Below are 24,550 nucleotides of genomic sequence, written 5' to 3' on the forward strand. Positions count from 1 at the left end.
GTCAAAGCATCCTTCATATACTTGAATCAGTTTGGTAATTTCAATAATATAATTTATAAAAATACAGGGGGTTACAAGCAGAGGCAGATATGAGACGGTAGCATTGCAGGCAATTGTCCGTGATATACTCTCTACTAATGTAACCCTTCTTTGATCAAGACATTTTATAACCTTGTTATACATCCATAAATGATTTATACTTTTAAAGCACAAAAGTATCCAAGCTTAATCAGCATACTATTACTGGACAACAAAGTGAGTAATTCATAGAAAACACCATTCCGCTTCGTATTACAACTTATCGGGAATTATATTTGTTCCTTCTGCTCTTCATTATCTTTTCCATATAATTTCTCCAAATGTTCCAGATGCTCCGTCCCCCAGCTTCTCATTGATACTAATAACGGTTTTAAACCATGACCGTACGGTGACATAGAATACTCCACTTTTGGAGGCACCTGCTGATAAACCTTGCGATGAACAATATCGTTATATTCTAATTCTCTTAATTGGGAAGTTAACATTTTTTTAGTGATTTCCGGAATAGCCCGCTGCAGTTCACTAAAACGCAATTTTTCGTTTTCCATAAGGTGAAATAAAATAATCGGTTTCCATTTTCCTACAATAATATCTAACGCAACTTGAAGCTCTCCACAATTTTCACCTGTCGTTATATTCTTCACTTTTCAACCGCTCCTTTATAAATATATGCATGAACCCCTTATATATCAAATGGTTTCCTAAAAGTAACTAGGTATAAATAAAGTGCCTTCTTCTCAAAAAGGCACTTTAGGTTTATTATAACTCTTGTAATCAAATTAATACAAACTTATTATTTGATTCATTACATCTAAATTTATACGGAGGTTACAGCATGACAAGAATTGGTATTATTACAGGAAGCACACGTGATGTACGTGTTAATTTACAAGTTGCAGAATGGGTTAAAGATTTTGCAGATAATAAAGATATAGACGCAGAATTTGAAATTGTTGATATAAAAGAAAGTGGTCTTGGACGTTTCAATGAAGCAATCCCCCCGCTTATGACAAATAAAGAATACGCAACAGAAGAACAGCGTGCATGGTCAAGAAAAATTGATTCGTTTGACGGGTTTATTTTTGTTACACCGGAATATAATAAAAATTTCCCTTCGTCCCTTAAGGATCATTTAGATTATTTAGGTTCAGAGTGGCATCATAAAGCAGCAGGCATCGTAAGCTATGGCTCTACGCTTGGTATTGCAGCTTCCCTTGCATTACGTACAACGTTATCCAATTTAAAAGTAGCTACAGTTGAACCACAAGGTGCATTCAGCTTATTTAATGACTTTGAGAACATGGCAACTTTCGCACCAATGGAAGTGCATAAACCAAGATTTGGCGAAATGATTGATGATGTTGTCGCTTGGTCCAATGCGCTTAAATCAGTGAGAAAAGAAAAGAGCCTTGTATAAGTTATATTATCCTACAGTTTGTAAAAAAGAATGATTCCACTAAAAAACAGGCACCCTTTCCATTATTGGAATGAGTGCTTGTTTTATTTCAGCAGGTCCAGAACATTATATAGATTTAAAAATTAATATTTCCCCTCTTTAGATTTAGTTACAAGGTACACTAGCGGTCCGCCAAAAATCAATCCTGCTGCTCCCATGCCTAAAAAAACAGCCATGTATGAGATGAATTCCATTTCCCTGCCTAAAATAAAATCAATTATCATACGGCCAATGGTGATTATTGCAGGGAAAGCAAGCGACCAAAGCAAGATAATTTTTAATCCTTTTGACACGTTATCCCTCCACAAATCCTTCTAGCTATTCTGATACAACCTTTTGTCATATTCATTTCAGGACAATTCTCCCCAATCTCTATACTCAATTCTACTATAATCATAATTTTCATTTTATTTCAAGCGAAGATTATCTAAATGGATTCCCATATTTTTCACAGTATTTATAAAATCCATGCTTATACATATACATCATTTTTTTAATATTTTCGGAGGTATCAAATTCGATCAACTCTAAAATCAAATGTGTAAATTCAATCGGAGCTGTTCCGTTTGCAGTGACTAAATTTTTATCTGTTACTGCTTGCTGCTGAAAAAAACTGCTCTTAGCATGATAATTTTCATAGCCCTTCCAAGCATCAACAGAGTTACCCGTATGATTATAATGATTTAGAAAACCGTTTTTCGCTAAATAATCCACAGCTCCGCATAGCTCCAACAGGTATATTATTTTGAAATGCCATTTTGATTAGATGCAAAAGCTTTTTATTATCATTATTCCATGTATTCCCGCCCACCATTACCAATAGATGAACATCCTCAGGTTCAGAACCAATGATTTAATCGACAGCAGTTCTAAAACCGCCAATGGAACTTACCGTATCCCCAAAGAAATCGTATGAACCGACCAATCCTCCCTCTGATTTAATGTTGTTGATAAGTAAGCACCTTCCCAATCTGCGTATTCGTCCAGGATAAGAAATAAAGCCTGTTTCATAAGCATCACACCACCCGTTAATAATTTACAACCTTGCAGTGATTGCCTCATTTAACTCATTTATAAAATCACTACATTCTTATTTATTAAAGTAATTATACCAAAAAAGATTTATATTATGAATATTATAAATCTTTTATCGAGCTGGTTTATTGGGTTTATATTCTTTCAAGTCAATATGTTCCAGTAACTAGAGATATTTTTAACAGGCGCATCGAAAAATTGGTGAACACGTTAACCTTGAAGCTATCTACTGACATGATTTAAGGTATTCTCCGGCTGCTTTACTAGTTCCTCAAGGCGAAGAACACGTAACCTTTAAAGAACGCCTGGGGCGCTTATCCATTACTACGATAATTAATGTTTAGTTGTTCTCTAGTAAGCAAAGAAAAACTGCTGACAAATTAGATGATTTCTTTTAAATCCAAACGTTTCATTTTTACCATTTATTCACATGGTCAAAAACTGGTCAAAACTATATAAAAAAACATCCATTTCATATAGAAAAATGAGTGCATAAAAAAATATCAAAGGTCTGCAACCCTTGATATGACTGGTTTGTACATATGATGCGGTCGGTGGGATTTGAACCCACACGGGTTATTCACCCACCAGGCCCTCAACCTGGCGCGTCTGCCATTCCGCCACGACCGCATAATATAAAAAAATGGTGCGGATGAAGGGAGTCGAACCCCCACGTCCTTAACGGACACTGGAGCCTGATTCCAGCGCGTCTGCCAATTCCGCCACATCCGCAAGATAAAAATGGTGAGCCATGAAGGATTCGAACCTTCGACCCTCTGATTAAAAGTCAGATGCTCTACCGACTGAGCTAATGGCTCCTATATATGACAGGTCATTATTTATAGTCCCTATCAATAAAAAAATACTATTATCTGTAATAGTATTATCATGTATTCCTTCTAAAAAGAAAATGGCTGGGCCACCAGGATTCGAACCTGGGGTACACGGGATCAAAACCCGATGCCTTACCGCTTGGCTATGGCCCAACTATAATGGCGGTCCGGACGGGACTCGAACCCGCGACCTCCTGCGTGACAGGCAGGCATTCTAACCAACTGAACTACCGGACCAATTATTTATTTTGATTTCTTAGAAAGATGACCCGTACGGGATTCGAACCCGTGTTACCGCCGTGAAAGGGCGGTGTCTTAACCGCTTGACCAACGGGCCATTATGAAAATTAAAATGGCGGAGAAGGAGGGATTTGAACCCTCGCGCCGCTTACACGACCTACACCCTTAGCAGGGGCGCCTCTTCAGCCACTTGAGTACTTCTCCAAATAATGGCTCCACAGGTAGGATTCGAACCTACGACCGATCGGTTAACAGCCGATTGCTCTACCACTGAGCTACTGTGGAATATAAAAGTAATCAGTCACTATCTATGTAATATCCTAATTACGCAACAACAAGAAATATCATACAATATATCCTGTTTTTTGTCAACAAAAACTGTTAAATTTCTTAAAAAGTTTTTTTCGCTTAGAAAGTTATTCAAAAATCCAAGCCATTCGACAAAGCTGCTGAACAGGTCATTCGCAATGAATGAAAACTGTCATTTCATATCAGCTACATTAATTTATCATGGATCATATTATTCGTCAATACTTAATTGAAAAAAATTAAATCAGATGTAATCTCCCCCTGCATTTTCCACATCGATACCTGGATACATCTACTTTCCTTACTCTTTTATAAACCATTTTACATTTTTGGCATTCATATATATGCTGGTAGCGCTGCTGATTCGAAGGAAGCTGTTTACAATGACGGGGAGAGCCCGTTTTTGCAAGCAATTCTCTAAAATCTTTATCTCGATGCTGGTACCCTTTTCCTTCAATATGCAAATGGTAATGACAAAGCTCGTGCTTAATAATCCCGTGAAACTCTTCCTTATCAGATTCCAGTACATATTTGGGATTCAATTCAATTAATCGTTTACTTGGGATATATCTCCCTCCAGTTGTCCGCAGACGGGAGTTAAATCGTACTTTGTCCATAAACGTTTTATTAAAGAAAGCTTCTGACAGCTGATTAACTAACTGGTACAATTCTTCCTCCGGCATTGGGTCCATCTGTTTCAACCTCCAATATATAAAGAAAGCTTCATTATTTTAATGTTCTTCTTACCTTCCTGACAATTCAAAACATACTTCTTTATTATACGCCATCAGAAATTCCCAAAAATTGTTTAACTGATGACAACTCATTTTAACATAAAAAAGAAGCTGTCGGAACTTCTATTCTCTATCTTATATTTCAGTTATACTAAGAGTTTTATTCTCATTTAAAAAACTTAATTGAGAATTAGTAGAATCACTTATCTAATATATTATTTTATTCTAAAAGAAAACAACACTTTACTAACATTTGCTTAAAAATACGATACCCACCGTCAAGAAGGACTTCTATATCAAAATAAAAAAATGTCATTCAAATTAAACAAGAATATTAATAGCAATCTACTATTTATTATGTTATTATAATAATTGTATTTAATATATAGGAGGGAAACTATCTATGAGTGAAAAAAGAAAAATGACCACTGCATTTGGAGCTCCTGTTCCAAATGATGATGATTCTAAAACGGCCGGTAAACGTGGTCCATTATTAATGGAAGATTTTTGGTTTCTTGAAAAGCTTGCACACTTTGATCGCGAAGTAATTCCTGAGCGCCGTATGCACGCAAAAGGATCCGGAGCTTATGGAACATTAACGATTACTAACGACATTACTAAATATACAAAAGCAAAAGTCTTCTCTGAAGTCGGGAAGAAAACAGACATGTTTATCCGTTTCTCTACCGTAGCTGGTGAACGCGGAGCTGCTGATGCAGAACGCGATATCCGCGGTACTGCGATGAAATTCTACACAGAAGAAGGAAACTGGGACTTAGTCGGTAATAATACGCCTGTATTCTTTATGAGAGACCCTAAACGTTTCCCAGATTTGAACCATGTTGTAAAACGTGATCCAAAAACAAATATGAAGAATGCTGATGCAAACTGGGATTTCTGGTCTAATTTACCAGAAGCACTTCATCAGGTAACTGTTGTTATGTCTGATCGCGGGATTCCAAAATCTTACCGCAACATGCACTTATTCGGAAGCCATGCATACAGCTTATATAATGAAAATAACGAGCGCGTATGGGTGAAATTCCACTTCAGAACACAGCAAGGTATCGAAAACCTTACAAACGAAGAAGCTGCAAAAGTTGTCGGTGAAGACCGCGAAAGTCACCAACGTGATTTGTACACTGCTATTGAAGAAGGAAACTTCCCTAAATGGAAAATGTACATTCAGGTTATGACTGAAGAAGAAGCTAAAAATATGCCTTACAATCCATTCGATTTAACAAAAGTATGGTACAAAGATGAATTCCCGCTTATCGAAGTTGGCGAATTAGAACTGAATAAAAACCCGGAAAACTATCATGAAGAAGTAGAACAGGCTGCATTTGCTCCTACAAACATTGTTCCTGGCATTGGTTTCTCTCCAGATAAAATGTTGCAAGGCCGTCTATTCTCTTATGGAGATGCACAGCGCTACCGTTTAGGCGTGAACCACTGGCAAATCCCTGTTAACTATCCGAAAAACGCGAAAAACTTCCACCCATATCATCGTGACGGCGCAATGCGTGTTGTCCCTTACACTGGCGGACAAGTCAGCTACAGCCCGAACCAATATGGAGAATGGGAAGACAGCAAAGAGCATCAGGAGCCTGCATTACAGCTGGGTACAGATGTAGATGCTGATTACTTTGATTTTGATGAGGACGATGCGCTTTACTACGAACAGCCAGGTAAGCTATTCCGCTTAATGTCTGATGAGCAAAAACAAGCTCTTTTCCAAAATACAGCGGATGATATTGCTCCAGCAACAAAATCAGTAAAACTTCGTCACATCAACAATTGCTATAAAGCTGATCCAGAATACGGAAAAGGCGTTGCAGAAGCAATTGGCATCTCTCTTGATGAAGTGGAAGCTGCAAACGAAGAATCTGTAAAATAATAGAAAAATAAAAAAAGACCTCTCCTTATCTAATGGTGAGCGTCTTTTTTTATGGTTGAAAAAGAGGGAACTTCCCAGCATGGAAGCTCCCTTATCTTATTTATACATTATTGAATCATTGAAAGCGCAATTCTTCCTTTTTGGACATTCACATCATCGACCCAGACGGTGACTACATCACCAACAGAAGCGACATCCATGGGATGCTTGACGAACTGCTTGGACATCTTAGAGATATGCACAAGACCGTCCTGTTTAACACCAATATCAACAAAGACTCCAAAATCAACCACATTTCGCACCGTTCCCTGAAGCTCCATGCCAGGTTTTAAATCTTCCATATTCATGACATTTTTCTTTAATAACGGCTGTGGAAAATCATCACGCAAGTCACGTTCCGGCTTGCTTAATGCCTCCAGAATATCTTCTAATGTCGGCAGTCCAATCTCTAATTCTTCCGCGACAGCCTGCTTGTCTATTCCTTCTATCTTTTGCTGCAAAGGCGCTGTCCCCAGAGCTTGTTCATCAAACTTGAGCTTGTTTAATAATGCTTTCACATGTGGATAGCTTTCCGGATGAATAGGAGTACGGTCAAGCGGTGTATCCCCATCTACAATTCTCAAGAAACCGATCGCCTGCTCATATGTTTTCGCCCCAAGTCTCGGGATTTTCTTTAATTGCTTCCGGCTGGTAAATTTCCCTTCCTCTTCCCGTTTTTTGATCACATTATTTGCAACGGTTTTACTTAAACCAGATACGTACTGCAAAAGAGAGGAAGAGGCTGTATTTACATTAACACCGACTTGGTTAACCGCTGTTTCCACAACGAATGTCAACGAATTGGACAGCTCTTTTTGACTGACATCATGCTGATATTGCCCAACGCCGATGGACTTCGGATCAATTTTCACCAGTTCCGCTAATGGATCCTGTACCCGTCTTGCAATAGATACAGCACTTCTTTCCTCTACTTGTAGATCAGGGAATTCCTCTCTTGCTAAAGCGGAGGCAGAGTACACACTTGCTCCTGCTTCATTTACAATAATATACGGAATATCCAGCTTGTTATTTGTTAATACATCTGAAATAAATTGCTCTGTTTCCCGTGATGCTGTACCATTTCCAATCGCAACCAGCTCTACATTAAATTGATTTATTAAGCTGATAACCACCTTCTCTGCGCCCTTCACATCTTTCTTTGGAGCAGTCGGATAAATCACATGGATTTGATGGACCTTCCCGGTTTCATCCACAATCGCAAGCTTACAGCCAGTACGGAAAGCCGGATCCACTCCTAAAATGACTTTCCCTTTTAATGGCGGCTGAAGTAATAGATTCCTTAAATTTACGGAGAAAACTTCAATCGCCTGTGCTTCCGCTTTTTCTGTAAGTGCACTGCGGATTTCTCGTTCCACGGAGGGTTCAATCAACCTTTTATAGCTATCCTCTACAGCTGCTGTTAATAATTCCTTCATATGCTGCGGGCACGTTTTTTTAATTACCTTTTTCTCTAAATAGGCAATTATTTTATCAACAGGCGGTTCTACCTGTACTTTTAAAATCCCCTCTTTTTCTCCGCGGTTAAGTGCAAGAATACGATGGGAAACTAATGAGCGAACCGTTTCACTATATTCATAATACATCTCAAAAATCTGTTTTTCATCTGCTGCTTTATTTTTCTCTTCAGATTGGATGGTTCCTTGCTTCATCGTGGCATTGCGAATAAATTCACGGTAAGCCGGTTCATCAGAAATCCATTCTGCAATGATATCATTTACTCCCTGAAGTACCTCTTCTACGGTGCTTAGCTCATGCTCTTCAGAGAAATATTGTGTGGCTTCCTGTTCTAACTCAAGTGATTCGCTCTGCTCCCAAATAGCTTGGGCAAATGGCTCTAATCCTTTTTCCTTTGCGATAGTAGCTCTTGTACGGCGTTTTTGTTTATAAGGGCGATACAGATCTTCTACTTTTTGAAGCTGCGTCGCTTTTTCAATGTCGTTTCTTAATTCATCTGTCAGCTTACCTTGTTCTTCAATGATACGAAGTACTTCTTGTTTTCGTTCAGACAGGTTAAGGACATATGTCCACCTATCCTGTATCTCTTTTATTTTTACTTCATCCAATCCGCCTGTGGCTTCTTTTCGATATCTTGCAATAAACGGAACGGTATTCCCTTCATTTAAAAGAGAAATCACTTTCGAAACAGTGTTTCCTTGAATATTGGTATCTTTTGATACGATTGCAATTAATTTTTCATCTGCACTCACTGTTGCTTCTCCTCCTTACTCTACGTTCTATTGTATCAAATTAAACGTGTCAATGCTTTCTGACACAACAAAAAAGATTGATTTATAATCAATAATAAATGAATCCATGTTCATGTTATTGTGATTATAAATCAACCTTTTTCTCCTTTGTATCTAATTGCCAGTAACGTTGTATCATCCTGCCTGGTACCGTCACTATGCTGCGCATAAGTATCCGTAATCTGCTCTACATTGTAGTCTTTAAAATAATACGCAGATAACTCTTTATCTTTTACGCCGTCTGAAAATACAATGAAATTTGTTCCATCGGTTAATTTTTCCGTCATAGCCTTTACGCCTCGGTAACGAGATCCCAAATATCCAGAGCTTGGAATATTTCGCTTTTTCTTACAGCCTCGCTCCAAAATAATAATCCCTATATTTCCAATGGAGGAAAAAGTAAAGGTCTGATCGATGAAGTCTAATTTTAAAATCCCCATCACTGCACCACGCATGCCAAGCAATTTTTTATTGCATAAATCAACAATTTCTTTTACTGTTTTAAATTTATGCTCCTTCACAATATCGATTACTGCCTGTGAGGATTCTTTTGCAATTGCCCCGCTTCCAAGACCATCCGCGAGCACTCCTAGAAACATATGGTCTTCTTCTATAAAAAAGTAACTGTCTCCACATAAATGATTACCCTTTTTAGATTGTTGATAGACGGAAACATCGACATATTTACCGGAAATCAATCGAATACCTCCGTACTTTCTGTTTGCATTGTTTCTCGCAATTTACGGAGTGCTCGTCTTTGAAGCCGTGACACATGCATTTGAGAAATACCCAGCATTTCACCTGTTTCTTTCTGGCTCATGTTTTTAAAATAGGTGCATTCTAAAATAAGCTGCTCCCGTTCTGATAAAACAGGAAGAACTTTTTCAAGAATCATTTTTTGCTCCAAGTTTTTAAGACTATTGTCTTCGTTACCAATTAAGTCCAATATAGCAACAGTGCTGCCGTCTGAATCAGCTTCAATTTTATGGTCAACTGATAAAGCTTTATAGCTTTTACTCATTTCCATTGTTTCTAAAACTTCTTCTTCCGGTACACCAATGTGTTCTGCAATTTCTTGTATGGTAGGAGATTTTTGATTTTTAGTCGTTAGTTCATCAGCACTTTTGCGGATTTTTGGTCCCAATTCTTTAATACGACGAGGCACATGGACACTCCATGTCTTATCTCGTATAAATCGCTTTATTTCACCAATAATGGTTGGGATAGCGAAAGACTCAAACGACTTACCATATGACGGATCGTACCTCTTAATTGCCCCAAGCAATCCAATCATGCCGACTTGTACAAGGTCTTCATGAATAGCGCTATTTTTGGAGTACTTCCTGGCAATAGATCCAACGAGATTCTGATAAGTTAAAACAATCTTTTCCTGTAATTCTTCATTTGTTGGATCTTCCTGAAGTGTACTTATCCATTGGTAAACCTCATCTCCCCCTCTATTGAATGGTTGAGATTTGGTCGTCATCCATGTCCACCTCTTCTTCTCTATTGTATTTAGTCATAATAACCATTACGCCATATTTATTGTTGATTTTTACTTCGTCCATGAGTGCTTCAATCAGGAATAGGCCAAACCCTCCTTCCCGGATTTTTTCAACAGGTTCATCGGATTGATATGGCCCTGTACCGTTCTTTACTTCTTCTAAATCAAAGCTTCCTCCGCGATCAGCTACCATAATTTCCATCCGGTCTTCATACAGGCCGAAGCCAACTGTAATTTCACCAGATTCTTTTTCTTCATAAGCATGCTCTACAGCATTTGTAACTGCTTCAGAGATAGCTACTTTTAAATCTTCAATCGCATCATAGGAAAAGCCCATCCGGTTGGCAACCCCCGATAGAGTCAGACGCATTACTCCAATATACTCCGCTTTCGCCGGTACTTTCATCTCTATATAATCAAATGCTTCCATCACTCATTGCCACCTCGAATCGCTGCTTTGATCTCTATAATCTCACTAAGTCCGGTAATCTCAAAAATACGAAAAACCCGATCCTGCACATTTTTCAACGTATAATGGCTTCCGCTTTCCTTAGAGGCTTTCAAAGCGCTGACAAACACTCCTAAACCGGTACTGTCCATATACTGCACATTTTCTAAATCTACTTCGATTTCATTGCCGCTCTCTCTCATCAGCGGCATTAATGTTTCTTTCAGCTCCGGAGCTGTGTATGCATCAATCTCTCCGCTCACTTCTAAAACTTTTACATTGCTGTCTTCTTGTACGTTTACTGATAAATTCATAATAACCCCCTCTGCCATCCAGATATAAGATTAGATGACTATACATTATAAATTCATTTTCTCTATAACATTTGAAACGAAATTTATTTAACTAGAATAAACTATTATATTGTATTCCCTGCATTTATTTCTTTAAACCTCTTTACGAAGAACAATTAATGTAAAATCATCCCTCAATTGAAAATCCTGCAGTTTTTCAAAATACTGATACACATTTTCTACCAGCTCCTGTGCCGGTAAATCAATATATTTTCGGATGACTTCCAACAATTCTTCTGTTTCAATAAACCGGTCGCCGTCTCTGCACTCGGAAACACCATCTGTCAGAAAGATAATCAGGTCATCCTTCTGAATTGCTAATTCATATTCCCGATAAGTAGCATCCGGCATCACGCCGAGTACAATCCCTTTCGCACGAACCTCTTCAAATTCTTCCGTTTCTGCACGGAAAATATATCCCGGCTCATGCCCTGCGGAAGATAATCTTAATTTACTTTCCGCCGGCAAATAATGTGCATAACACATCGTAATAAACATACTGGGATCAATATTTCTTTCTACTACACGATTCAGGTTTTCTAATACTTTATTTGGTGACATTGTCGCTTCTGGATAACTGTCCATTGCATATTTGATCATCGACATACACAGTGCTGCCGGTATTCCTTTTCCAACGACATCCGCAATGGCAATCCCGATTGTCCCATTGCTTCCTTTGGTGAAATGATGATAATCTCCGTTCATCTGATGAGCAGGAACACTAATCACGCCGATATCTAATCCGCTTACTTCCGGCCTTTGCGTTCCAAGCAAGGTCTTTTGCATATTCGCCGCAACAGAAATTTCAGAAGTCAGCACATCTTTTTCCTGTCTTAAATAATCAACTTCCTGCAATGCCAATCCATAGAAAACCGTAGCTTCTAATAAAAATTCCATCGACAGCTTATATTCCTCCAATAATTGAGGATAAATCCGCTCCATTGCCTGAATATGCAAATTGATTAATTCTTCCGGCAAGATATTCTTTTTAATAAAAGCTTTGCTGATTAATTCAAGGTCATACAATGATTTCTCATCTTGTGTTTCAATATATTTTTGTAATAATTTCTGGTATTTTACAGTATTTTTTCTGATCGTTTCTTCCACTGTGGTTACTCCCCCCTTATTTCAAAGAACCTTTTATTCTTTTTTAAGGCTTTCCCCGAGCTGGTAAACCGGTGTTTCGTGATTTTTAAACACAACTGTTTTCTCTTTCTTTTTTTCTCACCTGGATTACCAATGGCATGTACTGGATAAAATAAGGAAGGGTGCTAAAATAAAAGGATTATATTATCTGATCCATTTAATCGCTTTGATTTTAGTTCCTTCCCCCGCTGCGGATTCTATATCAAATTCATCCATCAAGCGTTTTACCCCGGGCAGTCCAGCACCAAGCCCTCCAGAGGTCGTATAGCCATCTTGCATGACACGGCTTATATCTTTTATTCCTGGACCAGTGTCCACAGCTGTCATTAAGATTCCTTTTTGACTGTTCGTATAAATGTACTCAAAACAAACCTGTCCATTTTTAGCATATAAATAAATATTGCGAGCTAATTCAGATACTGCGGTAGCAATCCTTGCCTGATCAACGGTTCCAAAGCCAATTTCTTTTGCCATTTCCCGTCCGAGCTGTCTTGCTCCAACAATATCCCACTCTTTATGAATGTTGACACAGGATCTTGGGTTCATATATTAACCTCCCAATTCCTGATGTAACTTCACTAAACCTTGTTCTAAATCTAATGCTGTCGGGACATTTTGCAAGTGTATTCCCAAGTCAATTAATGTCATTGCAACAGCTGGCTGAATTCCAGTTAATACAACACGCGCCCCCATTAAATCCGACATGGACACAACATCACCAAGTACTTTTGCAATAAAAGAATCAATGATATCAACAGATGTCAAATCAATCACAACACCTGTTGCACCTGTTTTATGAATTTTTGCTAATAAATCTTCCTGAAATTTAATAGCCGTTTGATCATCAATCTCCGTCTGAATAGAAATCAGCAAATAATTGTGCAACTTTAAAATAGGTATCCGCATTTTCTCTATTCCCCCTTAAGAGCATTCATTATTTCATCAATGCCTTGGTTTTTAGAAGGCAAATCCACAACAGTTCTTCCAGTTATTTCAAGCGCTCTGGTAAAACCTTTTTTCAAAGAGCTTCTGGTAGGGAATTTACTTAAATCAATCCCTATATTTATAATCGTTTGAGCAATTTCCGGACGGATGCCTACAAGAATACATGTAGATCCAATCAGTCTGACCGCTTCCGCTGCCTGAATAATATGATGTGCTACCATGGTGTCCACAACAGGAACACCCGTAATATCTATTAAGACAACTTCGGAGTTATGCTTGATTGCCCCCTCCAGTAAATTCTCCATAATCAATTTCGCTCTGTCCGTATCAATGGTTCCAATCAACGGCATGACGGTTATCCCTTCCATAACAGGGATCAACGGTGCGGATAGTTCCTGTAAAGCTACCCGCTGTAAAGATAAAATATTTTCCCAGCTTCCTGAATACTCATTGACGAGCTGTCGAATCAATGGTTCTATCCATTCATCTACGCTTGTTAAGACATTTGAAAAATGACTGGAATCTACTTGGTCTGCTTGCTTCAGTAAAAATTCAATGGTAACACGACGAAAAACCTGCAGCCCATCGGTTATATAACTGAGCGGCCAGCCAAGGTTGATCATTTTCTCCGAAAACTCTTCTACTACTTTCGAAGACCCCTGATTTTGGATACTTGTAAAAATAACATTCACAAATTCGCGGTTGGTATTCTCATAGAGTTCATCAGATATACTCGCTGTATAATTCCCTGATTTTATTCTCCCTACTTCATCCATCCAACTATCAACAATAGAATCACTATTACTGATCATTAATTCTTTCAGATTTGCATCCATCCCCTGATACCTCCAAATTCTAAACATTTTTCCATATTAATACAAACTTCTACAAAACTCCAGTCAAAATACTTTTGTATCAGCCTCTTCTAAGTATGCAGAAACTACTATTCCCATTTTACCTCAATTGTACCATATATCAAATAAACACAGCATTTTTTCAAGTTACACTATCCACTCCCCCGCATACACGCTTCTATTAATTTCTCATTTTATTGACAAAAGCTCCCTCATTAAAAAAAGGCCTGCTTAGCTGCAGACCCTTTTATGTATTGAAAAAAGAACCAGTTAAACAAATTCTTTTCGTTTTAAATTCCCCAGGAAATAATCCAATTGTTTATGTGTCCGAGTAATCATGGCTTCATCCAGGATTGGATTATCCTTGGTTTTATCAACTTCACTATCCTGAAAATATTACCCTTTTAAGGGTTGGCTTTTTAACGTAGCAAGCAGCGGCTTTAAGGCATAATCCAATGCTAATAAATGCGAGAGGCTTCCCCCTGTCATAACAGGCAGTGAAACCGTCCCCCGTAAAACATCCTGGGGCATTAAATCAAATAATGACTTTAGGATGCCTGAATAGGAGGCTTTATAGACAGGACTCCCGACGATGACCCCGTCTGCCGCTTCCAAATCCCCGGCAATCTCTTTGATTTTCGGACTTTGGAAGTTCGCATACAGCAAAGCTTCTGCTTCTACATCTCTGACGGATATATGCTTTACACGAAACCCTTGCTGCTCCGCCAATTCACCTAAATAATAAAGAACGCGTTCTGATCTGGATAATGTTGAAGGACTTCCTGATATAACAACAATTGTACTCACAAATATTCTCCTTCCTTTATACAGCATAACCCTACAAAACCAATATACTTCTAATCAGCCTTCCCGATTTGCCGTTTCTTTTTTATTACGATTGGAAGAAATATTAACGCCAAATTTCTACTGAGCACATCATATGCATATTCACGACGAAAAAATCCTTCCCTCGTAATTTTTAAGCTTTCTTAGATCTCTCTTTCCTTCTATCCATCACCTAACAGATATTTTGAGATTTTTAAATTTTCATTTTAGAAAAACCTATTTTTTTGCTGAATAGTGTACTATTTTCCATAGTTGCAGCGTTCTTTTCTCACTTATATTTGAGTATCCCGAGTATTTTACAAAGATTTATAAATTGAATATTAGTATATCATCCTATTCCTCTCACTACAATAGGTATTATTATAAATAATTTATGTAAGGACTTATTCTTCGTGTCCAAAAAGACCGATAATCAAAATCAAGAAGTTTGGCATATCATTATATAGAAAATTTCAATATTCACTTTGAAGCAGTATCCTTTACCGGAATACTTCCCTTGAGTTTACACAAAAAGAGCCTTGAGGAATCCCTCAAGGCTCTATATGATGAAATTACTTTCATTAACCTAATCCATTATGTGCTTAGCGTCTCTTCCCGAAAAAATGTATATAGCTCTGCTGCACTGGTTACTGTTTTATCTGCTTTTATTCTTCCTTCCGGTTCTTCCCTCTGTCGATGGTTCATCCAGACGGCATGCCAGCCTGCCTGTTTGGCACCGACAATATCATTAGCAAAGGAGTCGCCGACATACACTGTATTTTCTTTCTTTAAACCCAGCTTGTCCTCCATGAATTGAAACGCTGCTGTGGATGGTTTCGCATGCCCTATTGTTTCAGAAATAAATAAACGCTCTTCCGGAATCCACTTGTTCAGCTTTAACTGTTTGATTTTCATTGCCTGATGTCCTTCCGCACCATTTGTCATTACAGCTAATTGCTTCTGACTCGCTGAAAGATAATCCAGGAGCTCCACCACTTCATCAAATAACTCTATTTTTCCTTGTTCTTGGACGTAACTGTCCTGAAATTCTAAAGCCTGCTCTGCTGTTATCTGTATTCCTATTTCTGCGCAAGCATCTTTGATTCGCCGGATATGCATTTCTTCCATTGTAATTTTACCTGCTACCTGATCATCAAATAGCGCATCGCTATGTTTGCGACTTAATAGATAAAGATGATTTAACTCCGCTTCCGACAAAGCCACGTTCAACATTTTTTTACATGTTTTTCGAAATGTCGCAGCCTGGTCATATAATGTATCATCCATATCAAAAATGATTGTATCCATCGTTATCAACCTCCACCTTCATTCCTTTTCATTTTACTATATCTTTTAACGAAGGAGAATAATTTCTTAAAACATCGGTATTCTTGCCAAGGAGAGGTCTGTTACAACGGTCTTATTACTATCTGCTTTTATCAAATAAATCCCTGCAGAAAAAACGAACTTCTATTTTATCCTCTGGGCATAAGTGCGACTTTAGCTCTGTCTGCGCCTGTCGGCTTGCCAATCGCTAAGTCTTCTTTTCACCCTCTGGGCATAAGTGCGACTTTAGCTCTGTCTGCGCCTGTCGGCTTGCCAATCGCTAAGTCTTCTTTAAAGGAGAGGAGCTCGGGATCTATGGAAAACGGAGTATTTTTTTGAGACTTGAGATTATTCACCCTATGGAACCCGTTAGAGCTTCCTCCTCCACTTTTTATATGCTTTCCTTTCTTTCTCCAATGAAACTTCATTAAAAAAGACCGCCCTAATATAAGGACAGTCTTTTTACGCATCAGAAAAGTATTAATTATTACTGTAGACATCTCGTAAGCCAAGGCTTATTTCTAATGATTGATTGATTTTTTCCATCATTTCTTTATCTAATTTTGTAATTTTATCCGTTAACCGCTGCTTATCTAACGTGCGAATTTGTTCCAGCAGAATAACTGAATTCCGGTCAAACCCATAACGTTTTGCATCAATCTCTACATGCGTTGGCAACTTAGCCTTCTGAATTTGCGCGGTAATGGCCGCCACAATCACAGTCGGACTAAATCGGTTACCTATATCATTCTGGAGAATAAGAACCGGTCTCACACCGCCCTGCTCTGAGCCAACCACAGGGGATAAGTCAGCAAAATAAACCTCGCCTCTTTGAACGATCACAAGTGTTACACCCCGATCACAGAGCGCTCTAGAGTAATTTCAGCCTCTTCTTCAGCTTGAAAAGCCTCTGAAGCAATCGTTAGATTAATTCTTGCCATTTCCTCATATCCGCGCTGCATCGTTTCATGAAAACGCTGGAGGTGTTCTTCTTTTTTATGGTTTAAATAAATTTGAGTTGCTTCACAAATGAAATCACTTAAGTCAGAGCTATTCTCATATTTCATTAATCCATCCACCTCACTCAGCAAATTTTTCGGTATTTTCACTAAAATTTCTTCTTTATTTTCAGCCAAAACCAAGCACCCCCGCCAACAATTAACGTTCGTTATTCAATTTAATATTATGATAGCATTGTGAACATACTTTTGCAAAGGGGTTATGGCGAATTTGTAAAAAAATCATGTAAATTTGTCGTTTTAAACCTTAAATTTTGTGGTATCTATATTATTTGAAGTGTTAAAAATGAGCGTTTTTCCCTTACGCTGCTTTTCTCCCGGCTTCCTGACTGCCGCTGAGGAAAATACTCCGTTAAACAATATTTTTCTTCATTAAATTTTCATTTTATGTTCAAAAATGAAAGAACGTTCACCAAGCCTTGAATTTTTCATTCGATTTTTATCCTTTAGCTGATTTATGCAACGAAATAAATACCTGTCTATTAATTATATGCCAATATGTTAAAATCATACCTCTAAACTGGAAATGGGACATACAAAAGCAGACTCCGTTTTCAGAGAGCCTGCTTTTGTATTAACCGTATCATTTTGTTAACTGTCCTTGGACAGATTGTGCTACTTCAATCATTTCTTCCTTCGTCAGCTCTGTACTTGCCAATTGATAATCAACACCCTGATAACTCCATTTTAAAACATTATCTTCCAACCCAGCAACAGTAGCTCCCAGATTCACAATATCTCCATTGACTACTTCTGGAGCTGAGCTCACTGGAGCTGTTTCTCTGATTTCCTGAACAAGTGTAAAGTTTTTCTCTCCCTCAAAGGTTGTAATAATTCGCTCTCCATCCTCCAGGGGAACCTCTTGCTTATCCGCCATTTCTGCTCCAGCTGTAAACGTAGGATACAACTCCCGTACTTCCTGCGCAGCTGTTTCTACAGCTGCTCCCTCTTCTGCACCAGCACTTTCCTCATCTGTTTCCTGCTCCATGTTCTTCTCCATCGTAAAATCATCTTCTGCAAATGTTGCATCTAAATCAAAACCATGAAAAGTGACATTAACCAGCGGTTCCCCATCTTGATTTAACACATTGACCATTGCTGGTGTATAACTGGATTTGTCAAAGTAAATTTCTTGAGCCGGTAAATTATTGTTGCTTTGATAATTTGTTTTCGTCCGGAAAATATAATGGTCTTCCGTTGTTTCAAATTGCGCTTCTGGATCGTTTAATACATCATTGACCAGTGATTGAAGCAAATATGGCTGACTGCTATTCTCTGGCCAATCCGATTGGAATTTGAAACTTTTTTCCAAAGCTGGCGTTAATACAAAAACACCATCCATATTTTTCAAAATGACTTGACTTTCATTCTGCTCAGCTTCATTTTCCAGCTTCACACGATATTGATCATCAGCCTGATACCATATATCAATCAAAAATGTTTGTTCCTGCTCTCCTGTATTCATCGTCATATCCGCAGTGGCTTTATACCCCTCTAGATCGGCAACTGTCTCCTGCAATTCCTCCACAACATCTTCCTGCGTTTTTTCTCCACATGCTGCCAGCACCAGACTCAATGCACCTAATAGTAAAACGACACTGAAAAAACGTCTATTTATCATCAGCATATCTCCCTTGTCTCATTTAACAAAGGGAACGATTTGTTAACAGTACGTCACACCGTTTTATGAAGAAAATGTACGGATTGCCTTTGGAATGCCTTGAATCACATCCCCCGCCAGCAAATCCTGTTCCGAGTGTTCTTCTTGGACTAATAAGTCTGCAGATTTTCCGTGCAAGAAGCAAGCGTTATTTATTCCTGCAAAAATCGATTTGCTCTGCATCACCGTTGCTAAAATCATACCGGTCAGCACATCCCCGCTGCCTCCTTTAGCAAGTCCAGGGTTCCCGCTTGATTCTACGGTCTGGTTACCATCCGGATCGGTAATGATGGTATGCTTTCCTTTTAACACAAGGTAGCAGTTCAACCGCTTGGCAAAATCAGAACTATGCCGGAAAGGCTCCATAAGTAAGTCCGAGACAGATATATCCATTAAAGCAGCAAGTTCACCTGGGTGAGGTGTTAAAATCAGCGGAGCCTGTCTTAACTTAAAATCTGCTGCATAGGCTCTCAGATGAAAAAGACCATCTGCATCGATAACGATTGGTCCTTTATACCTGAGCAATGCCGGAAAAATGCCTTTGGCCGTTTCTTCTTTTCTGCCCAGACCAACGCCAACAGCAATCGCATCAAAACCAGACAAGTCAATGTTATCGATTCCCGTGATACAGCCATCTGTTTCGGATGCGCCAATATACATAGCCTCCGGATTATTTCCAGCAATCATGGAAATTACATTTTTCACAGAAGCCGTTGTTAATAACCCTGCTCCAGTCCGCAAGGCTGCTTTTGTTGTCATCAGAACGGATCCCGGCATCGGCTCACTTCCACCAATAATCAGCCCTTTTCCATGATCTCCTTTATGAGAATTGACGCCCCGCTTTGGAAAAGCTTCCTGAAAATCTGCTGTTGTCCACAAGCGTTTTTTTGTGTGCGCTTGGAATAATTTTTCAGGAAAACCAATATCCGCTACAATCCATTCACCATAATAGGAAGACGTTTGCTGACAGACAGCCGATTGTTTTACTGCTCCTATCATAATCGTTGCATCTGCTTCAATAGCCTGAAAATCCGCGAAGCCTTCCTCTGCCGGCAGCCCAGTTGGTATATCGATGGAAATCACATACGCATCTTGTTTATTCACCTGTCTCGTTACAGTTAAGATATCGCCTCTTAATCCGCCGCGCACACCGATTCCAAGCATCGCATCAATAATCACATCAGCCTCTGAAAGAACTGTATCTGCCGTCCCTTCATTATAATCCGCCACCTGGCCGCCAAATTGACGATAAATCTTCTTATGGCGAGCTGCATCACCTGTAATTTTCTCGTCCGGCGCAACCTGGATCACCTTGATAGCGTAACCTGCTTCTTCAAGCACACGGGCAATGACAAAACCGTCTCCGCCATTATTTCCGCCGCCAATTAAAATAACTGTCTTATCTTCTTTAGTTATCCGCTTTTTTATTTCTCTGCTCGCTTCTCTCCCTGCATTCTCCATGAGTATCTTTCCATCAAGGCCCATCGTTTGAATAGTTTCTCGGTCAATCTTGTACATTTCTTCCGCGGTAACAATATACAAATTCGTTCCCTCCTACCGCAATAAAATATATGAGACAAACTATGCGATTATGCATTTTTAGAATGCTGTCATTTTACTTTATCCTATCTCTCTTCTAATAAAACCTGTGCTACTGCATACTCTCTGCTGTGAGATATAGACACGTGGATAGATATATCCTCCATCCCCTCTGCCTGCATTTCCGGCGCTCCATTGGCATGATTTCTAATTTCGATTTGTTGAAAGCTCAGTTTTCCAATCCCAGTTCCATTTGCTTTAGCCAGAGCTTCCTTTGCAGCAAAACGCCCTGCTGCATACTCCACGCGCCGATGAAGAGCTAACTGCCCTGCTTGTTCCATCTCTGTGCTGGTTAATACACGTTCTAAAAAACGATTATTTTTTTCAAGTAATCGTTTGATTCTTGCTAATTCAACGATATCCACACCGATTCCAAGTATCATGGTCACTGCTCCTAAAATTTTTCTATTTATAGTAACACCTTTATAATGGTCATAATCTGTATTATTTCTTATTATTATAGTATATAGGACAACTTATTTCATTTAAAAGCATTGGCTATGGGAGGCACAATATGTTTATTAGGACAGAACGGAGCATCAGAGAATTCTTTGAATTATATCCCGTGGTAACCATCATTGTCGGGATCAATATATTTCTGTGGTTTATTATTGATTTTTTAAATTTACAAATTGGCACTTACATAAGAGATTATGGGGTGGGAATCAACTATTGGATTGGAGAAGGAGAATGGTGGAGATTATTCACCCCTATTTTTCTTCATGCCGGGGCCATGCACATGCTGTTTAATTCCTTTTCCCTCGTGCTGTTCGGTCCTGCACTTGAACAAATGCTCGGTAAATTCAAGTTTATTTTAGCCTATATCGGCACTGCTGTGACAGCAAATATTGTTATTTACTTTATTGAATCTCCTGCCTATGCTCATTTAGGCGCATCCGGAGCAATCTTCGGTTTGTTCGGAATCTATGTTTATATGGTCTTTTTCCGAAAAGATTTAATCGATCAATCCAGCAGTCAAATCATTGGTGTCATTGTAGCCATTGCGTTGGCCATGACATTTTTACGAAGCGGCATTAGCATATTGGGACATTTATTTGGTTTTTTCAGCGGTTTTACCTACGCTCCGCTTCTCTTAGCCGGCGTAAAGAGTTATTCCCCCTGGTCGCGCAACCGACCGCGAAAAAGAAAGTATGCAGATGATGACGACGGCCCGCAATTTGATCCGGATCGATGGAATAAAAAACGGAAAATGCCAGAGGCTATCCGGAAAAATATGCTATGGATTATTGTCGGTATCATTGCTGTTCTATGGCTATTAGGACAGGCAAATATTTTATAAGAATAATGAGCTGGTTGTGAATTTTTCATAACCAGCTTTTTATTTCGTGAAAAATGAATACAATATAAAACGGGCCCGGCTTTATGCTATAATAAGAACACTTCGCAATTATCCTCAAAATTAAATAAGGAGGTTTCTTATGGAAATCTATACTTCATTCATCTTTTTCCTGTTTGGCACCATTTTTGGTTCATTTTTTATGGTTGTCGGCATTCGTCTCCCGCAAAAAATTTCTTTTTCCAATGAACGTTCCAAATGTCCCGCCTGCCATTATCAGCTCGCATGGTACGATAATATCCCCATCCTGTCTTATCTTCTTCTGAAAGGCCACTGCAGAAAATGCCGCTATTCCATTTCTTATTTATACCCGCTGACAGAAGCTACCACAGGCTTTCTCTTTACCCTTTGTTACTGGCATGCAGCCACTCCTACAGAAGTGCTTCTCTCTCTTTTATTTATATCCCTATTAATTCTTATCATCATCACTGACCTCTATTATATGGTCATTCCAAATAAGCTATTAGCTCTTTTCCTTTTTGCTTTTATTCTCGTACGGCTGATAGAACCGCTAAACCCTTGGTGGGACTCTGTAGCAGGAGCTCTTACTGGTTTTTTGATTATTTTTATCGTCATCTTATGGAATAAAGAAGCAATGGGAGCAGGAGATATGAAATTAATGGCCGTACTCGGTGTTGTATTGGGTTTCTCTCATATTATTACAACCTTTCTGCTGGCTTGTATTTCTGGAGCAGTAATTGGAATTGTTTTACTTCGTTTCAGTATCATTCAGCGGAATAAGCCATTTCCTTTTGGCCCTTTTATCGCTTTGGGCGCGCTGCTCTCTTATTTTTCAGGCGATATTCTGATTCACTGGTATTTGAATTTATTTACCTGATGTAAAAAAACTGCTGGTTTTGAATAAATATAAAACGAATCATTATTTCATACAAATACACAATCGTATTCCCGCTCAACCTGGACAAATCTAAATACTTTCATAACAAATAAAACAAATTCAATCATTGATATTCAAATTCAGTTATTAATTTTATATCGCCCTTTAAATAACTGATAATACACACAATTCTTCATAATATTTGTAATTACAAATATTAAAAATTATACTTTCAAGGTGTTTTATTATAAGTATTTCATTTTTCTATCTCAAAAATGTATGTACAATTTGTATTCTTTTCGTCTATAATTGTATTAAATATTATTATAGGAGGATACAAATTATGATGAAATATTTACAGAACCTTGGTAAATCACTGATGTTACCAGTTGCTGTATTACCTGCAGCGGCGGTTCTTATGGGAATTGGTCATTGGATAGACAGTTTCTTTGAAGCTGACAGCCGTTTTGCTGCTTTTCTAATCAGCGGCGGGGATGCTATCCTTTCCTCCCTGGCTATTCTTTTCGCAGTCGGGGTCGCAATAGGAATGACAAAAGCAAAGGACGGAGCCGCAGCGCTCAGCGGGCTGGTTGGCTATCTCGTTATTACGAAGGTATTGGAATCAGAAAGCGTCGCTAGTTTACTGCAGATTGATTTAAGTCAGGTAGACATGGCTTTTGATAATATCGAAAATGTTTTTATTGGAATTTTAGCCGGGCTTATTTCTGCAGCGCTTTACAATCGCTTCAGTCATGTTTCATTGCCAGACGCATTTGCTTTCTTCAGCGGGAAACGTCTTGTACCTATTTTAACAGCGGCAACTATGCTGCTCGTTTCCATCGCTGTTCTTTTTGTTTGGCCGGTTGTTTATGGCTGGCTGGTGAGCTTCGGAACAATGATTAGTAATTTAGGCGCTGCCGGCGCAGGTCTATACGGATTCTTTAACCGTTTATTAATACCGACGGGATTGCACCACGCATTGAACAATGTATTTTGGTTTGATGTAGCAGGTATTAATGATATCGGTAATTTTTGGGATGGCAATGGCGAACCTGGTGTTACAGGCAGATACATGGCTGGATTTTTCCCGATTATGATGTTTGGTCTTCCAGCAGCTGCGCTTGCAATGTATCATACAGCAAGAACAAAACAGCGTAAGCAAGCAGCATCACTATTGATGGCAGTTGGCTTTGCCTCATTCTTTACAGGAGTAACAGAGCCGCTAGAATTTTCCTTTATGTTCTTAGCCCCTGTATTGTACTTTGTTCACGCTGTACTTACCGGACTGTCCTTATTCATTGCAGCAGCCTTCCAATGGACTGCAGGGTTTACGTTTAGCGCAGGATTTGTAGACTACTTCCTGAGCTTCCGGCTGCCATTGGCAAATCAGCCTTATATGCTCATCCTGCAAGGACTTGCATTTGCTGTTGTTTACTATTTCTTGTTCCGTTTTTTAATCGTAAAATTAGACTTGAAAACGCCTGGTCGTCAGGATGATAATGAATTAGCTGAAGAACCCACTACAAATCCTGAATCAGCCAATGAAGCTAAAGACAAACATACATTAATGGCTGAAACAATCTATACACATCTCGGTAAAAAAGAAAATATTGATTCTATCGATAATTGCGCAACCAGACTGCGCCTGGAAATCCAGGACATGGATAAAGTAAACCAGGATGGCATTAAGAAAACAGGAGTTCCCGGTGTTCAGCAAGTAAGTAAAAATAATTTGCAAATTATTGTCGGAACTCAGGTACAAGCAGTGGCAGATGCATTGCAAAAACTATATAATGAGGATAAATCATAATTTATATTTATCTTATA

24 protein-coding genes, 8 tRNA genes and 1 pseudogene are annotated in these 24,550 nt (G+C 38.8%); 5 read left to right on the forward strand and 28 right to left on the reverse strand.

Annotated elements, in window-relative coordinates; all coding sequences use genetic code 11:
• Positions 1 to 308: 308 nt before the first annotated feature.
• Entirely contained in the window at positions 309 to 674 is a 366-nt protein-coding gene (locus ACFO3P_RS06835) for a winged helix-turn-helix transcriptional regulator (protein ID WP_042536035.1), read from the reverse strand.
• A gap of 200 nt (positions 675 to 874) precedes the next feature.
• Between ACFO3P_RS06835 and ACFO3P_RS06840 the strand changes: the two genes are divergently transcribed.
• Positions 875 to 1,456: an NADPH-dependent FMN reductase gene (locus tag ACFO3P_RS06840; protein ID WP_042532449.1), complete on the forward strand. Its 582-nt coding sequence runs from the start codon at positions 875 to 877 to the stop codon at positions 1,454 to 1,456.
• Between the two features lie 122 nt (positions 1,457 to 1,578).
• Here ACFO3P_RS06840 and ACFO3P_RS06845 read toward each other — a convergent pair whose 3' ends face one another.
• The 11 genes and pseudogenes from ACFO3P_RS06845 to ACFO3P_RS06895 form a co-directional block, all read right to left on the reverse strand.
• Entirely contained in the window at positions 1,579 to 1,788 is a 210-nt protein-coding gene (locus ACFO3P_RS06845) for a hypothetical protein (RefSeq protein ID WP_193065072.1), read from the reverse strand.
• Between the two features lie 130 nt (positions 1,789 to 1,918).
• A pseudogene (locus tag ACFO3P_RS06850) lies at positions 1,919 to 2,506 on the reverse strand (type 1 glutamine amidotransferase family protein).
• Positions 2,507 to 3,076: 570 nt separating this feature from the next.
• A tRNA-Leu gene (locus ACFO3P_RS06855) sits at positions 3,077 to 3,160 on the reverse strand.
• A gap of 14 nt (positions 3,161 to 3,174) precedes the next feature.
• A tRNA-Leu gene (locus ACFO3P_RS06860) sits at positions 3,175 to 3,262 on the reverse strand.
• 10 nt (positions 3,263 to 3,272) lie between these two features.
• Positions 3,273 to 3,348, reverse strand: a tRNA-Lys gene (locus ACFO3P_RS06865).
• Between the two features lie 93 nt (positions 3,349 to 3,441).
• Positions 3,442 to 3,516, reverse strand: a tRNA-Gln gene (locus ACFO3P_RS06870).
• A gap of 7 nt (positions 3,517 to 3,523) precedes the next feature.
• Positions 3,524 to 3,600, reverse strand: a tRNA-Asp gene (locus ACFO3P_RS06875).
• Positions 3,601 to 3,628: 28 nt separating this feature from the next.
• Positions 3,629 to 3,700: transfer RNA gene (locus ACFO3P_RS06880), tRNA-Glu, on the reverse strand.
• 16 nt (positions 3,701 to 3,716) lie between these two features.
• Positions 3,717 to 3,807, reverse strand: a tRNA-Ser gene (locus tag ACFO3P_RS06885).
• Positions 3,808 to 3,813: 6 nt separating this feature from the next.
• A tRNA-Asn gene (locus ACFO3P_RS06890) sits at positions 3,814 to 3,888 on the reverse strand.
• Positions 3,889 to 4,151: 263 nt separating this feature from the next.
• The gene (locus ACFO3P_RS06895) at positions 4,152 to 4,604 is read right to left on the reverse strand and encodes a SprT family protein (RefSeq protein WP_042532445.1); all 453 of its coding nucleotides are present in this window, start codon (positions 4,602 to 4,604) and stop codon (positions 4,152 to 4,154) included.
• Positions 4,605 to 5,049: 445 nt separating this feature from the next.
• Between ACFO3P_RS06895 and ACFO3P_RS06900 the strand changes: the two genes are divergently transcribed.
• The gene (locus tag ACFO3P_RS06900; RefSeq protein WP_042532443.1) at positions 5,050 to 6,543 is read left to right on the forward strand and encodes a catalase; all 1,494 of its coding nucleotides are present in this window, start codon (positions 5,050 to 5,052) and stop codon (positions 6,541 to 6,543) included.
• A gap of 107 nt (positions 6,544 to 6,650) precedes the next feature.
• On the opposite strand, the gene ACFO3P_RS06905 is transcribed toward ACFO3P_RS06900, so the two are convergent.
• The 16 genes from ACFO3P_RS06905 to acpS all read right to left on the reverse strand — a co-directional run bounded on the left by ACFO3P_RS06905 (position 6,651) and on the right by acpS (position 20,911).
• Positions 6,651 to 8,810: a Tex family protein gene (locus ACFO3P_RS06905; RefSeq protein WP_193065073.1), complete on the reverse strand. Its 2,160-nt coding sequence runs from the start codon at positions 8,808 to 8,810 to the stop codon at positions 6,651 to 6,653.
• A gap of 131 nt (positions 8,811 to 8,941) precedes the next feature.
• On the reverse strand, positions 8,942 to 9,547 hold the full coding sequence (locus ACFO3P_RS06910) for a PP2C family serine/threonine-protein phosphatase (RefSeq protein ID WP_042532440.1): 606 nt from the start codon (positions 9,545 to 9,547) through the stop codon (positions 8,942 to 8,944).
• On the reverse strand, positions 9,544 to 10,335 hold the full coding sequence (gene sigB, locus ACFO3P_RS06915) for an RNA polymerase sigma factor SigB (RefSeq protein ID WP_042532438.1): 792 nt from the start codon (positions 10,333 to 10,335) through the stop codon (positions 9,544 to 9,546). The genes ACFO3P_RS06910 and sigB overlap by 4 nt, the downstream gene beginning before the upstream one ends.
• Entirely contained in the window at positions 10,307 to 10,783 is a 477-nt protein-coding gene (gene rsbW, locus ACFO3P_RS06920) for an anti-sigma B factor RsbW (RefSeq protein ID WP_042532436.1), read from the reverse strand. The genes sigB and rsbW overlap by 29 nt, the downstream gene beginning before the upstream one ends.
• Positions 10,783 to 11,115, reverse strand: coding sequence for an STAS domain-containing protein (locus tag ACFO3P_RS06925; protein ID WP_042532434.1), 333 nt, complete (start codon positions 11,113 to 11,115; stop codon positions 10,783 to 10,785). The genes rsbW and ACFO3P_RS06925 overlap by 1 nt, the downstream gene beginning before the upstream one ends.
• Positions 11,116 to 11,247: 132 nt before the next feature.
• Positions 11,248 to 12,261: a PP2C family protein-serine/threonine phosphatase gene (locus ACFO3P_RS06930; protein WP_193065074.1), complete on the reverse strand. Its 1,014-nt coding sequence runs from the start codon at positions 12,259 to 12,261 to the stop codon at positions 11,248 to 11,250.
• Positions 12,262 to 12,444: 183 nt separating this feature from the next.
• Positions 12,445 to 12,846 (reverse strand): anti-sigma regulatory factor, encoded by a 402-nt coding sequence (locus tag ACFO3P_RS06935; protein ID WP_042532430.1) that lies wholly within the window; start codon positions 12,844 to 12,846, stop codon positions 12,445 to 12,447.
• A gap of 3 nt (positions 12,847 to 12,849) precedes the next feature.
• Entirely contained in the window at positions 12,850 to 13,206 is a 357-nt protein-coding gene (locus ACFO3P_RS06940) for an STAS domain-containing protein (protein WP_042532428.1), read from the reverse strand.
• 5 nt (positions 13,207 to 13,211) lie between these two features.
• Entirely contained in the window at positions 13,212 to 14,081 is an 870-nt protein-coding gene (locus ACFO3P_RS06945) for an RsbT co-antagonist protein RsbRA (protein ID WP_042532426.1), read from the reverse strand.
• A 414-nt stretch (positions 14,082 to 14,495) separates the two neighbouring features.
• Positions 14,496 to 14,906, reverse strand: coding sequence for an NADPH-dependent FMN reductase (ssuE, locus tag ACFO3P_RS06950; RefSeq protein ID WP_256705801.1), 411 nt, complete (start codon positions 14,904 to 14,906; stop codon positions 14,496 to 14,498).
• A 612-nt stretch (positions 14,907 to 15,518) separates the two neighbouring features.
• A complete protein-coding gene (locus tag ACFO3P_RS06955) occupies positions 15,519 to 16,232 on the reverse strand; it encodes an HAD family hydrolase (protein ID WP_042532423.1) in 714 nt (237 codons plus the stop codon).
• A gap of 498 nt (positions 16,233 to 16,730) precedes the next feature.
• Positions 16,731 to 17,093, reverse strand: coding sequence for a type II toxin-antitoxin system PemK/MazF family toxin (locus ACFO3P_RS06960; protein WP_042532419.1), 363 nt, complete (start codon positions 17,091 to 17,093; stop codon positions 16,731 to 16,733).
• A 5-nt stretch (positions 17,094 to 17,098) separates the two neighbouring features.
• Positions 17,099 to 17,317: an antitoxin gene (locus ACFO3P_RS06965; protein WP_374705761.1), complete on the reverse strand. Its 219-nt coding sequence runs from the start codon at positions 17,315 to 17,317 to the stop codon at positions 17,099 to 17,101.
• Positions 17,318 to 17,852: 535 nt separating this feature from the next.
• Positions 17,853 to 18,890, reverse strand: a complete 1,038-nt coding sequence (locus ACFO3P_RS06970) for a LolA family protein (protein ID WP_042532414.1) — start codon at positions 18,888 to 18,890, stop codon at positions 17,853 to 17,855.
• A gap of 63 nt (positions 18,891 to 18,953) precedes the next feature.
• On the reverse strand, positions 18,954 to 20,471 hold the full coding sequence (locus ACFO3P_RS06975; protein ID WP_193064388.1) for an NAD(P)H-hydrate dehydratase: 1,518 nt from the start codon (positions 20,469 to 20,471) through the stop codon (positions 18,954 to 18,956).
• An 83-nt stretch (positions 20,472 to 20,554) separates the two neighbouring features.
• Positions 20,555 to 20,911, reverse strand: coding sequence for a holo-ACP synthase (gene acpS / locus ACFO3P_RS06980; RefSeq protein ID WP_193064389.1), 357 nt, complete (start codon positions 20,909 to 20,911; stop codon positions 20,555 to 20,557).
• 131 nt (positions 20,912 to 21,042) lie between these two features.
• Here acpS and ACFO3P_RS06985 point away from each other — a divergent pair, with 131 nt between their 5' ends.
• The 3 genes from ACFO3P_RS06985 (at position 21,043) to nagE (ending at position 24,533) form a co-directional block, all read left to right on the forward strand.
• Positions 21,043 to 21,828, forward strand: coding sequence for a rhomboid family intramembrane serine protease (locus ACFO3P_RS06985; protein WP_042532408.1), 786 nt, complete (start codon positions 21,043 to 21,045; stop codon positions 21,826 to 21,828).
• Between the two features lie 139 nt (positions 21,829 to 21,967).
• Positions 21,968 to 22,723, forward strand: coding sequence for a prepilin peptidase (locus ACFO3P_RS06990; RefSeq protein WP_193064390.1), 756 nt, complete (start codon positions 21,968 to 21,970; stop codon positions 22,721 to 22,723).
• A 343-nt stretch (positions 22,724 to 23,066) separates the two neighbouring features.
• Positions 23,067 to 24,533 (forward strand): N-acetylglucosamine-specific PTS transporter subunit IIBC, encoded by a 1,467-nt coding sequence (nagE, locus tag ACFO3P_RS06995; protein WP_042532404.1) that lies wholly within the window; start codon positions 23,067 to 23,069, stop codon positions 24,531 to 24,533.
• Positions 24,534 to 24,550 lie beyond the last annotated feature (17 nt).

The sequence above is a fragment of the Oceanobacillus aidingensis genome (assembly GCF_042654105.1).
Classification (GTDB): domain Bacteria; phylum Bacillota; class Bacilli; order Bacillales; family Amphibacillaceae; genus Oceanobacillus; species Oceanobacillus oncorhynchi.

Bases quoted from the DNA above. Each gene is read 5' to 3' on its own strand.
- ACFO3P_RS06945 (WP_042532426.1), bottom strand. From the start codon at position 14,081: ATGGATGCAAATCTGAAAGAATTAATGATCAGTAATAGTGATTCTATT.
- ACFO3P_RS06985 (WP_042532408.1), top strand. From the start codon at position 21,043: ATGTTTATTAGGACAGAACGGAGCATCAGAGAATTCTTTGAATTATAT.
- ACFO3P_RS06965 (WP_374705761.1), bottom strand. From the start codon at position 17,317: ATGAAATATGAGAATAGCTCTGACTTAAGTGATTTCATTTGTGAAGCA.
- ACFO3P_RS06900 (WP_042532443.1), top strand. From the start codon at position 5,050: ATGAGTGAAAAAAGAAAAATGACCACTGCATTTGGAGCTCCTGTTCCA.
- ACFO3P_RS06940 (WP_042532428.1), bottom strand. From the start codon at position 13,206: ATGCGGATACCTATTTTAAAGTTGCACAATTATTTGCTGATTTCTATT.
- ACFO3P_RS06955 (WP_042532423.1), bottom strand. From the start codon at position 16,232: ATGGATACAATCATTTTTGATATGGATGATACATTATATGACCAGGCT.
- ACFO3P_RS06990 (WP_193064390.1), top strand. From the start codon at position 21,968: ATGGAAATCTATACTTCATTCATCTTTTTCCTGTTTGGCACCATTTTT.
- ACFO3P_RS06895 (WP_042532445.1), bottom strand. From the start codon at position 4,604: ATGGACCCAATGCCGGAGGAAGAATTGTACCAGTTAGTTAATCAGCTG.
- sigB (WP_042532438.1), bottom strand. From the start codon at position 10,335: ATGACGACCAAATCTCAACCATTCAATAGAGGGGGAGATGAGGTTTAC.
- ACFO3P_RS06935 (WP_042532430.1), bottom strand. From the start codon at position 12,846: ATGAACCCAAGATCCTGTGTCAACATTCATAAAGAGTGGGATATTGTT.
- ACFO3P_RS06925 (WP_042532434.1), bottom strand. From the start codon at position 11,115: ATGAATTTATCAGTAAACGTACAAGAAGACAGCAATGTAAAAGTTTTA.
- nagE (WP_042532404.1), top strand. From the start codon at position 23,067: ATGATGAAATATTTACAGAACCTTGGTAAATCACTGATGTTACCAGTT.
- acpS (WP_193064389.1), bottom strand. From the start codon at position 20,911: ATGATACTTGGAATCGGTGTGGATATCGTTGAATTAGCAAGAATCAAA.
- ACFO3P_RS06970 (WP_042532414.1), bottom strand. From the start codon at position 18,890: ATGATAAATAGACGTTTTTTCAGTGTCGTTTTACTATTAGGTGCATTG.
- ACFO3P_RS06840 (WP_042532449.1), top strand. From the start codon at position 875: ATGACAAGAATTGGTATTATTACAGGAAGCACACGTGATGTACGTGTT.
- rsbW (WP_042532436.1), bottom strand. From the start codon at position 10,783: ATGGAAGCATTTGATTATATAGAGATGAAAGTACCGGCGAAAGCGGAG.